This window comes from Acutalibacter sp., from assembly GCF_056800975.1.
Map to the genome: position 1 here is coordinate 10,398 of NZ_JBQISV010000034.1, position 11,631 is coordinate 22,028.

General features: G+C 58.0%; 7 protein-coding genes and 3 pseudogenes. 1 reads left to right on the forward strand and 9 read right to left on the reverse strand.

All coding sequences use genetic code 11. The features are described 5' to 3' along the window. Positions 1-36: 36 nt before the first annotated feature. The 8 genes and pseudogenes from secE to ACTO5E_RS05600 all read right to left on the reverse strand — a co-directional run bounded on the left by secE (position 37) and on the right by ACTO5E_RS05600 (position 8,578). Positions 37-282 (reverse strand): preprotein translocase subunit SecE, encoded by a 246-nt coding sequence (secE, locus tag ACTO5E_RS05565; protein ID WP_482302290.1) that lies wholly within the window; start codon positions 280-282, stop codon positions 37-39. Between the two features lie 12 nt (positions 283-294). Further along, positions 295-444 (reverse strand): 50S ribosomal protein L33, encoded by a 150-nt coding sequence (rpmG, locus tag ACTO5E_RS05570; protein WP_066539368.1) that lies wholly within the window; start codon positions 442-444, stop codon positions 295-297. Positions 445-623: 179 nt separating this feature from the next. After that, the gene (locus tag ACTO5E_RS05575; RefSeq protein WP_482302292.1) at positions 624-1,406 is read right to left on the reverse strand and encodes a DUF7674 family protein; all 783 of its coding nucleotides are present in this window, start codon (positions 1,404-1,406) and stop codon (positions 624-626) included. Between the two features lie 185 nt (positions 1,407-1,591). After that, positions 1,592-3,504, reverse strand: a pseudogene (locus tag ACTO5E_RS05580) (ABC transporter ATP-binding protein). Continuing rightward, positions 3,494-5,226 (reverse strand): annotated as a pseudogene (locus ACTO5E_RS05585) (ABC transporter ATP-binding protein). The pseudogenes ACTO5E_RS05580 and ACTO5E_RS05585 overlap by 11 nt, the downstream one beginning before the upstream one ends. A 1-nt stretch (position 5,227) precedes the next feature. Further along, on the reverse strand, positions 5,228-5,755 hold the full coding sequence (locus tag ACTO5E_RS05590; protein ID WP_482302294.1) for a MarR family winged helix-turn-helix transcriptional regulator: 528 nt from the start codon (positions 5,753-5,755) through the stop codon (positions 5,228-5,230). A 267-nt stretch (positions 5,756-6,022) separates the two neighbouring features. Beyond that, entirely contained in the window at positions 6,023-6,979 is a 957-nt protein-coding gene (locus ACTO5E_RS05595) for a glycosyltransferase family 2 protein (RefSeq protein ID WP_482302295.1), read from the reverse strand. Positions 6,980-6,982: 3 nt separating this feature from the next. Beyond that, positions 6,983-8,578, reverse strand: a complete 1,596-nt coding sequence (locus tag ACTO5E_RS05600) for a glucosyltransferase domain-containing protein (RefSeq protein ID WP_482302296.1) — start codon at positions 8,576-8,578, stop codon at positions 6,983-6,985. A 658-nt stretch (positions 8,579-9,236) separates the two neighbouring features. Here ACTO5E_RS05600 and ACTO5E_RS05605 point away from each other — a divergent pair. Beyond that, the gene (locus ACTO5E_RS05605) at positions 9,237-10,928 is read left to right on the forward strand and encodes a M3 family oligoendopeptidase (RefSeq protein ID WP_482302297.1); all 1,692 of its coding nucleotides are present in this window, start codon (positions 9,237-9,239) and stop codon (positions 10,926-10,928) included. 503 nt (positions 10,929-11,431) lie between these two features. Here ACTO5E_RS05605 and ACTO5E_RS05610 read toward each other — a convergent pair. Next, positions 11,432-11,631, reverse strand: a pseudogene (locus tag ACTO5E_RS05610) (glycoside hydrolase); the annotation flags it as partial.

Here is an 11,631-nt window from a genome sequence, read left to right on the forward strand (position 1 = left end):
TGTGTCCTCCTCTTAAAGAAAAAGTTCACGCGGGCCTTAGGTGGCCACGTTCATTACCAGGCCCAGCAGGTTCATAAAGGCCGTGTCCAGCAAAAACACGAACAGTCCCAGCACGATAATGGTTGCCAGCACCACCCCGGTGTTTTTGAACACCGCCTTGGGCGTGGGCCACACGATCTTTTTGATCTCACCCTTGCAGTCCTTTACAAATTTTGCGGTCTTTTTGCCAAAGGAGACAAGGCCGTTGGGCTTTTTGCCGCTGTTCTTCTCGTTATCCGCCATGCCGTTTGCTCCTTACTTGGTTTCCCTGTGCAGGGTGTGCTTCCGGCAGAACCGGCAGTATTTGTTCATTTCCAGCCTGTCCGGGTCGTTCTTCTTGTTCTTCTTGGTCAGATAGTTGCGCTGCTTGCACTCGGTGCAGGCCAGCACGATCTTCACACGCATTCTTCAGCACCTCCATAATACATTGGATGTTTTGCCTAAGGCGGTTCTCCAGCCTCCCTCAAAAAGAAGGGCGCAAAAAAAGAAACCCCTTTTCGAGGTATCTTCAGTATAGCATAAACCCCTGGGCCTGTCAAGCGGTGACAGGCCGGTTTTTCGGGGTTTTTCCTGGGGCGCCGGGGCTATGACAGCCGGGCCTCCACCTTTTTTCCCTTCTGCTTCTTTTTCTTTTCGGGCTTGATGTTTTTGCCGATCAGCTTGCGGGAGAAGCCGCCCACCTTTTTCAGGTCCCCCTCCAGCTTGCCCTGCACCACCTGCCAGCTCTCTTGAGAGAGGCCGTTCAAAAACTCATAGGTTACAATAGAGCGCAGGTCCATGTCCCCGTTTTTATACATATCATCCAGCAGCTCGCACAGCTTGCCGGCAGGCTCGCTGTCTGGATACTTTTTCAACAGGTCCTCGGCCAGGGGCAGCACATGGGCCTTCAAAAAGGTGATGTACCGCACCTGCCCATACACAATCTTCTCCTCGTTCAAAGCGTCCTTGATTTCCGGGAACAGGCTTGCCAGGCGGTTGACAAAAAACATGGGGTCCACCACCCGGTTTTCGCCCTTGGCGGTTTTTTTGCGCTGCTGAACAATGGCCACCCGCTTGGGGCCCCGCACCACCTCGAGAAAGTCGTTGATAATGCTCTCCGCGTCGGCCCGCTCGCCGGTCTTCATGTCAAACAGCCATGCGGAGAGCTCCCGCCACTGCTGGGGCTTTCCCTCCGCGTTAAACGAGGTGGAGCGCAGCACAAAGCTCTGGCGCTTTGCGGCGTACAGCAGGCTATAGGCCACGTCCTCGGCCACAAACATCACGGCCCGGCCATCCGGGTCCTCTAGGGGGGCGGGGTCCTCAAAGCCCTGCTTGGCAAGCTCAGCGGTCAAGGCAGTCTGAATCAGCTCAAAAGCGTTGAAATCCAATTAAGATCAACTCCAATAACAGGTTGTTTCTCATTATCATAGCACAGTCCCGGCAAAATGTCCATACCCGGCTGGGGGAGGGGAGTGTCCCACTGCGCATTATATTTCATTTACGTTCAGGGGATTTATAGGAGGCCTGCATACCCGCCCCGATACGAAAGTCTGCGAAAGGGTCACGCCCCCCTTTACTCCAGCTCAAACGCTCCTGTGTACAGCTGATAATACTTCCCGCGCTGGGCAATCAGCTCCTCGTGGGTGCCCCGCTCGATAATGCGGCCCAGCTCCAGCACCAGAATGCTGTCGCTGTTCTGCACGGTAGACAGCCGGTGGGCAATGACAAACACAGTGCGGTCCTGCATCAGGCCGTCCATACCCTGCTGCACCAGCCGCTCTGTGCGGGTGTCAATGGAGGAGGTGGCCTCGTCCAGCACCATTACAGGAGGATCGGCCACAGCGGCCCGGGCAATGCTCAGCAGCTGCCTCTGGCCCTGAGAGAGGCTCCCTCCGTCCCCGGTGAGCATGGTGTCATACCCGTCGGGCAGGCGGCGGATAAAGCTGTGGGCATTGGCCAGCTTGGCCGCGGCCTCCACCTCCTCGTCGGTGGCGTCCAGCTTGCCGTAGCGAATGTTCTCCCGCACTGTGCCGGTGAACAGATTGGTGTCCTGAAGCACCACGCCCAGAGACCGGCGCAGGTCCGGCTTTTTGATTTTGTTGATATTGATGCCGTCATAGCGGATTTTTCCGTCGGCAATGTCGTAAAAGCGGTTGATCAGGTTGGTGATGGTGGTTTTGCCCGCGCCGGTGGCGCCCACAAAGGCGATCTTTTTGCCCGGCTGGGCGTCAATGTCAATGTTGTGCAGCACCAGCTTTTCCTCGTTGTAGCCAAAGTCCACGTCCAGCAGCTCCACCTGGCCGGTCAGCCGCTGGTAGGTGACCGTGCCGTCCTCCTTGTGGGGGTGCTTCCAGGCCCAAAGGCCTGTGTGCTCGGGGGTCTCTGTCAGCTGGCCGTTTACCTCTTTGGCGTTAACCAGGGTGACATAGCCCTCGTCCTGCTCCGGGGGCTCATCCATCAGGTCGAAGATGCGCTCTGCCCCGGCCAGGGCCATAACAATGGTGTTGAACTGCTGGCCAATCTGCCCAATGGGCATGGTAAAGCTGCGGGAGAGCTGCAAAAAGGCCGCAATGCCCCCCAGGGTGAGCCCTCCTGCCCCGCCAATGGCCAGGGCGCCCCCGGCAATGGCAATCAGGGCATATTGCAGGTGGCCCATGTTGTTCATCACCGGGCCCATAATGTTGGCAAAGGCATTGGCGCCTTGGCCGAGTCGTCCCGCAAGGCCTGGTTCAGCTGGTCAAAGCCCTCCTTGGCCTTCTCCTCGTGGCAGAACACCTTAATGACCTTCTGCCCTGTGACCATCTCCTCAATATACCCGTTGACAGCCCCTAGGGACTTCTGCTGGCGCATGAAGTATTTGCCGGAGCTCTGGCCGATTTTGCCGGTCATAAACAGCATGAGGGCCACAATGGCCAGCACCAGGGCAGTCAGCGCAATGCTGGTGCTCACCATGGCGCAGAACACCGAAACCAAGGTAATGGCTGTGTTGAACAGCTGGGGAATGCTCTGGGAGACCAGCATCCGCAGGGTGTCGGTGTCGTTGGTGTAGCGGCTCATCATGTCGCCGTGGGTGTGGGTGTCAAAATACTTGATAGGCAGCTTTTGCATGTGGGCAAACAGGTCGTCCCGTATGTCCTTGAGAATGCCCTGGGAAATGCTCACCATCAGCCAGTTATAGGTAAAGGTGCCTGCAATGCCCACCAGGTAGATGAGCCCCATGGCGCCCAGGGCCCGCAGCAGCCCGGTGAACACCGGGTTGGGAGAGGCCAGCAGGGGGGCGATGTAGCCGTCGATGAGGGTCTCAAGAAACATGGACCCTGCCACCCCCGCCATGGCGCTGACTAAAATGCACAGGAACACAATCCCCATGCGGATGCGGTTGGGCAGGCTCATATAGCTTAAAAGCCGTTTAATCACCTTTCCGCCATTTTTTGCTTTGGGCCTGTTTTTGGCATAGGCCGCGCCCACTGGTCCTCTAGGAGGCATCTGCACTCTCCCCTTTCTGTTGTGATTCGTATACTTCCCGATAAATGGCGCTGGTCTTCAGCAGCTCCTCATGGCTGCCCACATCGGCAATGGTTCCCCCGTCCAGCACAATAATCTGGTCCGCGTCCTGCACCGAAGAGACCCGCTGGGCAATAATCAGCTTGGTGGTGTCAGGAATCTCCTCCCGGAAGGCCTCCCGGATGAGGGCGTCGGTGTGGGTGTCCACCGCGCTGGTAGAGTCGTCCAGAATGAGGATTTTGGGCTTTTTCAGCAGGGCACGGGCAATACACAGCCGCTGCTTCTGTCCGCCGGACACATTGGTGCCCCCCTGCTCAATATAGGTGTCATACCCGTCGGGGAACTCCCGGATAAAGCTGTCGGCCTGGGCCAGGCGGCACACCCGCTCCAGGTCCTGGTCTGTGGCGTGCTCGTCGCCCCAGCGCAGGTTCTCCTTAATGGTGCCAGAGAACAGCTCGTTCTTTTGCAGCACCATGGCCACCTCCTCCCGCAGGGACTCCACATGATAGTCCCGCACATCCTCGCCGCCAACCAGCACCCGGCCCTTCTGCACGTCGTAAAGCCGGGGGATGAGCTGCACCAGGCTGGACTTGCCGCTGCCGGTGCCCCCCAGAATGCCCACGGTTTGGCCGGGCTTTATGTTCAGGCTGACGCCGGAGAGGCAGGTACGGTCAGACTTTTTATAGTTAAAGTCCACATTCTCAAACACAATAGAGCCGTCTTTCACGGTTTTCAGATTCTTCGGGCCGTCCGCAATGTCGCTCTCCTCGTCCAGAATTTCCACAATGCGGGTGGCCGAGGCCCGGGACATGGTGCCCATGACCAGAATCATGGTGAGCATCATCAGGCTCATAAGCACCTGCATGGCATAGCTCATCATGCTCATCAGCTGGCCGGTGGTCATGCTGCCCCCCACAATCAGCTTTGCCCCAAACCAGGAGATGAGCAGAATAACCCCATACATGCAGAACTGCATCAAAGGGGAGTTAAAGGCCAAAATCTTTTCTGCCAAAGAGGAGTCCTTCCGAATCTGGTCGCTGGCCTCTACAAACTTCTTGGTCTCGTGGTCCTCCCGCACAAAGGCCTTTACCACCCGGATGCCCCGGAGGTTCTCCTGCACCACGGTGTTCATCCGGTCATAATGCTTGAACATGCGCTTAAAGGCCGGATGAGCCCGGGTGGAGATCAAGGCCATGCCTGCCCCCAGAACAGGAATAGCGGCCAGAAAAACCAGGGCCAGCCGGGCGTTGACCATAAAGGACATGACCATGGCAAAAACCAAAGTGGCCGGGGCCCGCACCGCAATGCGGATGAGCATCTGGAACAGCTGCTGCACATTGTTCACGTCAGTGGTAAGCCGGGTGACAATGCTGCCGGTAGAGAATTTGTCAATGTTGGAAAAAGAAAATTTTTGCACATGGTAATACATGGCCTGGCGCAGGTTGGCCGCAAAGCCGGTGGAGGCCCGGGCCCCAAAAAGCCCGAGAGCACCCCAAAGGCCAGAGAGACCAGGGCGCAAAGCACCAGCAGCAGGCCCATTTTCCAAATGACGCCCATGTTCCCCGCGTTGATGCCATCGTCAATCATGTAGGCCATCAGCAGGGGGATCACCACCTCCATCACCACCTCCATAGCAGCGGTGACAGGGGTGAGAATGGCGTCCTTTTTGTATTCCCGCACAAAGCGGGAGAGCTTACGGATCATGTCAGGTATCCTTCCCTTCTTCTTGTGGAGTGTGAGAGCGGGGCTCCTTTTGGTCAACAGCAGCCCGGATCTTTCCGCACAGGCGGATAAAGGTCTCCTTCTCCTCTGGCGTCAGGCCCGAGGAGATGCGCGCCTCAATATCTTCAATGGTCTTCCGAAAGCGCTCATGGCTCTGCACAGCCTTTTCGGTGAGCTCAATCTTTTTCAGCCGGGCGTCCCATTCCACTGGCCGGCGGGTGACCATGCCCTCCTTTTCCATCACCTGCAAAATGCCGGTCATGGTGGACCGCCGCACGGAAAAATGCTTTTGCAGGTCCCGCTGGTAGATGTCCTTGTCCCGGTTGTCGTAGAGAAACCCGATGAGCCAGCCGTACATCCCTGCCCCGGACCGGGCGCCGTCCTCGCCCTGATACTGGTGGGTGAGCCAGCGGATCATATGGGACAGGCCGTTGATTTGAAAGCCGATCTCGTCCCAATGCTCGGCAGGCCGGGCCCCCTCTGGCAGCCCGCGGCCGCGTTTGTTCTCCATCCCCTGCCTCCTTTCTGAAAATACTCATTCATAACAGTTCGCAGGCGTACTGTTCACATCTGTACTGTCCACGGCCGTACTGTTAGCGCGCGAACTGTTCGCTCGCTAACAATTATACTGCGTTCCCCTCCTGCTGTCAAGAGGCTGTTTTGAAAAAAGTGGTAAAAAAATCCCACCCTTCGGCGGGTGGGATAAGGGTTTCTGTTTTTTCAGCGCAGGAGGGGGCAAGACACAGAGAGGCAGAGGCTTGGGGCAGGGGACCCATGGTCAGGGCTCCTTATTTGCTTCCTCCCCGCTTTTCTCCATAATAATGTACCGGGGCCGGTCCTTCAGCTCCTCATAAATCTTCGCCACATAATACCCGATGATTCCCAGGCAGATCATGAGAATGCTGCCAATGAGCAGCTGCAGCAGAATCACTGTGGTAAAGCCCTCCAGGGCCTGCCCGGTGAGCTTTTGCCACAGGGACCACAGCCCCAGCCCCACCGAGCACACAAACACCGCCGCCCCCAGCAGGGTGACAATCTGCAAGGGCGCTGCGGAGAAAGCCGCCACATTGGTGACAGCATACCGCACCAGGCTGCGGATGGACCACTTGGAGGACCCTGCCGCCCGGGGCTGCACCTCAAACTCCACCTGGGCGGCGGAGAAGCCGATCCAGGAGGACAGGGCCCGGAAAAAGGCGTTCTTCTCCCGCATAGCCAGCAGCACGTCCACTGCCCGCCGGTCCAGCAGCTTAAAGTCCGAGGCCCTGGACATGTCAATGCCAGTGGCCCGGCTGATTACGGCGTAAAAGCCCTTGGCCCCCAGACCGTGAAGGGGGTTCTCCTTACCCCGGCTGGCCTTAACCCCCTCCACCACCTGATAGCCATGCTGCCACAGGCGGTACATCTCCGGCACCTTCTCCGGGGGGTGCTGCAGGTCGCAGTCCATCACCGCCACACAGTCTCCCCGGGCCTGGGCCAGCCCGGCAAAAATCGCTGCCTCCTTGCCAAAGTTCCGAGAGAACCGCACCCCTCTCACCCGGGGGTCCTCTTTGGTTTGGGCCTGAATGGCCTTCCAGGTGCCGTCCCGAGAGCCGTCGTCAATAAACATCAGCTCAAAGGGGATGTCCTCCTGGGCCAGTAGGCTGGCGAGAACCCGGGCGGCTTTGGGCACCGAGGCCTCTTCGTTATAGGCGGGAAGCACCACGGTGAGAAGACCCTTGCTGCGTTGCTGTTCCACTGCTTATCTCCTGTTCTCATAGGCCACCTCATAGGGGGCCTTGGGTGTATATTTTTCCGCCATGCGCACCACAACCCGGCCGTTCATCACCTGCACGCTGCCAGGGGCCGGGTACAGGGGCATGGCCTGAAACTCCCTGGAGTCAGAAATGCTCTGCATCACAGCCTCGTCCAGCTCCTTGACCGGGGTGTTGAGCCATTGGCTGAAATAGTAGTAGATATGCTTGTTTAAGGTGAGGACTGTGCCCGTAGGCACACTATAATGCCGCACCTGCCGGAAGCTCTCGGTCTGGCTTTGCAGCTGGCTGGAGGACACGGCCCCCACCACGGCAATCTCCATGCCGGGCTCATAGCCCTCGCAGCTCTCAATCCGGGCCAGCAGGCGGGTGGCATAGCTCTCGGTGGCCCGGTGGGCCTGGTCTGCGGCAGTGTAGAGCAGGTTGTTGGTGTTCAGGCAGAACAGCAGAAACACCGCCGCCCAGACCCCCGCCGCCCAGGGAAGGAGCTTTCGCACCATCCGGGGCAGGGAGAGGGGCTCTGTCCCCTGCAAAAGCATAAGCGCCGCCAGAATCACCAGTACATAGGCATACTTCATCAAGGGCGTGGGTGCGGCAAAGGGGCTGAGCAGCTGCCCAAAGCCCACCCCCAGGGGCAGCAGGAGCAGCATGGCCAATGCCCCCAGCCACCGCCAGAGCTCTTTGCCCGTGTTCTTCAGCCGCAGCCACAGGCAGAGGGCCCCCAGCGCCAGCAAAAGCAGGTCCAGCGCCGCCATGCCCATGGTGGTAAAGCCGTTTGACGAGCCGGGCAGAAAGAAGAAAGCAGCCACCTGCTTATAGGCGGTGAGAACCAGCCCGGGCAGCTGCCCGATGGGATAGCCGGAGCTGGCCGCGTCCATGCCCAGGTAGGAGAGGAGCTCTAAGTCCTTCACCCGCAAAAACACCAGCAGAATCCCATAGTACAGCGCCGCGCCCAAAGCCAGGTGGAGCACCATCCGCAGCCCCAGCCGGACAGTGCCGGACAGGCTGGACTCCGGCTGGAGAAACCGGGCCAGTACAGCCAGCAGGGCCGCGCCAATGGCCACAGCCGCATAGGCCTGATAAATGCCCATAGAAAGGGCCAGCGCCCCTGCCCCCAGCGCCCAGCCAAAGCGCCAGCGCCGGGTCAGCCACACAGCCAGCACAGCCAGAAAAATCGCCAGGCAGTAGTCAGAGGCAGTGAACATATAGAGAAAGGTGTAGCCCAAGCAGGGAAACGCCGCCAGCACCGCCCCGGAGAGCCCGGCCAGCGCCCGGCTTTCCAACCCCAGCAGAGAGGCAAGCAGCCCTGCCGCCAGCCCCAAAAACCCCAGAGCCAGCAGGCCGATGACCATGGGCATCTGGGTAAAGCTGTTGAGGGCAGAGACATAGTGGAGGAACCACCGCCCGGAGATGGTCATCTGCTGGGTGTCGTAGACCCGGCTCAGGCCGTCGGAATTGGGAATGGTGTTGGTAAAGGCATAGAGATGCATGAGCAGGCCGGTGGTCAGGCAGCTGAAAAAGGCCCAGCGTGAGGGGGCGGGAAAACGCTCCCAAAGGCGGCGGCCCTGCTGGTCGAAGGTCATAGAATCCCTCCTGAGATAAAGCTTGTCCAGTTTTACCTAAATATAATAAAAGATCATCCGGGCTCCCGGCCCAATCCCGAAGGAAAAGGCAGGCTCCTCGGGCAGGAAGCTCTCCCGTGTCCTCATGGGGACATGTTCAGCATAGCGCCAAACCGCGAAGCAGCGTCTTGGGCAATGGGATACACCATTTCATTCCCTGTTTCGCAAGCTTGCTATACTGAAATATCCTGGGGATATTATAGCACACCTGGCGGTGGGCAAGTCGCGGAGCCGCGAAGCGACACGCTACCGGCATCTACACTTTGGGCTTGTTCCCCCGCGCAAAGCAGTTTGTAGTTATTATAGCATAAAATTCCTATGGGCGCAATAGCAGGCGCAGGGGGTCGGGCTCGCAAAAACCGCCCCTCTCAAAAGGAAAAGCCGCCCCCCGAGGGGGACGGCTCTCCAAAGAGGAAGTAAGGAGTTAAAATGAGGATATGATGAAAAAGAGTCGTACTGTGGCTCTGCTGGCCACGGTCTTATAGTACCCCATAAATATGAAAAAACTCTGAACGCGCCGTGAATTTTATTTGATTTAATTTTTACAATTTTTGTCTTGACCTTTCCCTGCTGCAAGGGGTATGATGGACAAAAGAGAGCAAACGAAAGGAGCAAGCAAATGAAATTTTCTGAAATGACCTACACCCGCCCGGACGTGAACGCCCTGCTGGCCCAGCTGGAGGCCCTCACCGCCCGGGTGAGGGAGGCGGACTCTGCCGCCGGGCAGCTGGCTGCCTACAAGGAGCGGGACGCCCTGATGTCCCACTTCAACACCCTGTCCTCCCTGTGCTCCATCCGCAACACAGTGGACACCCGGGACAAGTTCTATGAGGAGGAGCAGGCCTGGCTGGACGAGCAGTACCCCCTGGTGTCGGAAAAGAACCAGGACTTTGGCCGGGCCCTGTATGAGTCGAAATTCCGGCCCCAGCTGGAGGAGGCTCTGGGTTCCCTGATTTTTCTCAATATCGAGCTGGAGCTGAAGTCCTTCTCTCCGGAGATCATCCCCCTGATGCAGGAGGAGAACCGGCTGTGCACCGAGTATCAAAAGCTCTACGCCAGCGCCCGCATTCCGTTTATGGGCAAAACCGTCACCATTGCCCAGCTGGGACCCTATAAGCAGGACACGGACCGGGCTGTGCGCAAGGCTGCTGTGGAGGCTGAGGGCAGCTTTTTTGACCAGCACCAGGAGGAGTTTGACCAGCTTTACGACAAGCTGGTGAAAAACCGTACCGAGCAGGCGAAAAAGCTGGGCTTTGAGAACTACGTCCCCCTGGGCTTTCTGCGCATGGGCCGCAACTGCTACAGCCCCCAGGACCTGGACTGCTTCCGCCAGCAGGTGGTGCGGGACCTGGTGCCCCTGACCGTGAAGGTGAAAGAGCGGCAGGCCAAGCGGCTGGGCATTGACAGCTTCAAGTTCTACGACAACCCGCTGATGTTTAAGGACGGCTCTGCCAAGCCTCAGGGCACCCCGGAGGAGATTATGGCTGCGGGCCGGAAAATGTACCATGAGCTCTCAGAGGAGACCGGGGCCTTTATTGACCTGATGATGGACAACGAGCTGTTCGATGTGCTGGCCAAAGAGGGCAAGGCCCCTGGCGGCTACTGCACCAGCCTGCCGGACTACAAGTACCCCTTTATTTTCTCCAACTTCAACGGCACCAGCGGCGATGTGGACGTGCTGACCCACGAGGCGGGCCATGCCTTTGCCAATTACATTGCCGACCGGAGCATTGAGATTGCCGACAGCCGCTGGCCCACTATGGAGGGCTGCGAGACCCACTCCATGAGCATGGAGTTTCTGACAGCGCCCTGGCACCACCTGTTCTTTGGCCCCATGACAGACAAATACGAGCTCTCCCACGCAGAGGATGCCTTGAGCTTTATCCCTTACGGCTGTCTGGTAGACCACTTCCAGAACGAGATGTACAGCCGCCCGGAGCTGACCCCGGCCCAGCGGAATGAGGTCTGGGCAGAGCTTGAGCGGCTCTACCGCCCTTACCTGGACATGGAGGGCCTGCCCTTCTACGGCCGGGGCGCAGGGTGGCAGCGGCAGATGCACATCTATCAGAGCCCCTTCTACTACATCGACTACTGCCTGGCCCAGGTGATGAGCCTGCAGTTCTTTGCCCTCTCTCTGGAGGACCGGGAAAAGGCCTGGGAGAAGTACATGGCCTTTGTGCGCCTGGGTGGGACAAAGACCTTTATTGACCTGGCCCACGCAGTGGGGCTGCGCTCGCCCATTGACCAGGGCTGTGTCAAGGATGTGTGCACCGCTGCCTTTGACTGGACAGAGAAGCATTTGACCGAGTGAGCCAGCGCCCAAAAGCCGCCTGCATTGTGCGAAAGCCAGAATAAGACCCGATTCTCCCTGATCCAAGACCTTCACCTCCCTTCTGCTGTCGAAGGGTTCAGGCAAGCAAGGCTATTATACTACACTTCTTGCAAAATGTATAGCTTTTTTGCCGGAAGGGAAGGGCAAGGCTTGGATATCGTTATTAACTTTATTTTGTCCGTTGCGGCAAGTGTAGTCGCATTCTACATCTGCAAATGGCTTGACGGACACAGCCAAGGCAAGTAAGCCAAAAAGAATCCCCGGAGACAGCACTCTCCGGGGATTCGCTTTTGTGAAGGTCTTGGTCGTTTTTAACTTCTGTCTATATTATAGCACCGGCCCTGAGAAAAAGCAAGCAAAATCTTGGGCCTGCCTCTAGAGTCTGTTTTAAAACTCCGAAACGCCGTCTATTTTGCCCCAAAACGGTGCTTTCTGCGTCAAAAATCCGTCATTTCCTCCATTTTCAAGCAAGGGTATAAGCGCTATTGGTAGGGCTCAAAGCACAGGTCCAGGTCCACGGTCACATCAATGCCGGGAACGCTGCCTGTCTCGCTGTACTGCCAGGTGCGGAACCCATAGCACACAGAGGGCAGGGGGTTATACTCCGCATACCAGAAGTCGAAGTCCTTCAGCGCCTCCAGGTCGTAGAAGTTATAGGCCTGGTGCTTGTTAAAGTACACAC

Coding starts and splice junctions, on each gene's coding strand:
- secE (WP_482302290.1), bottom strand. CDS start 282: ATGGCGGATAACGAGAAGAACAGCGGCAAAAAGCCCAACGGCCTTGTC.
- ACTO5E_RS05605 (WP_482302297.1), top strand. CDS start 9,237: ATGAAATTTTCTGAAATGACCTACACCCGCCCGGACGTGAACGCCCTG.
- ACTO5E_RS05600 (WP_482302296.1), bottom strand. CDS start 8,578: ATGACCTTCGACCAGCAGGGCCGCCGCCTTTGGGAGCGTTTTCCCGCC.
- ACTO5E_RS05590 (WP_482302294.1), bottom strand. CDS start 5,755: ATGGAGAACAAACGCGGCCGCGGGCTGCCAGAGGGGGCCCGGCCTGCC.
- rpmG (WP_066539368.1), bottom strand. CDS start 444: ATGCGTGTGAAGATCGTGCTGGCCTGCACCGAGTGCAAGCAGCGCAAC.